At 39.1% G+C, this 763-nt stretch carries 1 protein-coding gene; it reads right to left on the bottom strand.

Translation table 11 applies throughout. From position 1 onward, the window contains the following. Positions 1-666: hypothetical protein (locus ACFIMQ_RS09565; protein WP_375703947.1), on the bottom strand; the 666-nt coding region annotated here is incomplete at its 3' end. Positions 667-763: the final 97 nt, after the last annotated feature.

Raw genomic sequence — 763 nt, 5'->3', positions numbered from 1 at the left:
CGCTTTTCCATAAACCCTAGCATGATCAAAAATATGAGAACCTTCGTATACGCAAGAAGACCCTGATACTTTTGCATTGCCATAAACAAAGCCCCTCACATAAGCACTATGCCAAACCTTGGCATTGTCATAAATTTTTGCCTCTATACTAATAAAAGCTTTTCCATAAACCACGGCATTATCACAAACTTGACCACAAACTTTAGCATTGCCATAAACCTTGGCATTGCCATTAACCACACACTTGCCATAAACCCACCCCTTGCCACGAATCCACATGGTACCACTAATACTAGCATTATCAAAAATCTTAGCATTGCCATAAACATGGGTATCACGACCATAAACCTTGGCTTTATCACTCACTATAACGTTACCATAAACTTTAGCATTTTGAGCAACAACGGCTTCATTACGTATTTTAGCATTTTCACTCACAACGGCATCATATGCTGCAATTGCATCGTCATAAACCCAGCAATTGCCATCATGGGAAAGGTTATCCTCCTTTTCAATAAAACCACCGAGGTCCCCAGCTTTTACATCATCAAAATCCCTTAATGCACGAATACGATAAAAGTATCTAGGTTGACCGGTTTCTGCATCTTTAACTTCTTTGATTTCGTCTATAATTTCATATTTTTTGGATACATTTTTAGTGGTCATAGGTAGCTCCTAATCTAATATTTAAACAATTTTTTGAATGAAAGAATTTTAAAGAGGGGCGCCCCCGCCGCGCCCGCGCCGTTATTTACGCTGCTTT

The organism is Bartonella sp. AD13SXNS (genome assembly GCF_042196465.1).
GTDB lineage: Bacteria > Pseudomonadota > Alphaproteobacteria > Rhizobiales > Rhizobiaceae > Bartonella.
This window is presented reverse-complemented; position numbering and strand designations above follow the sequence as displayed.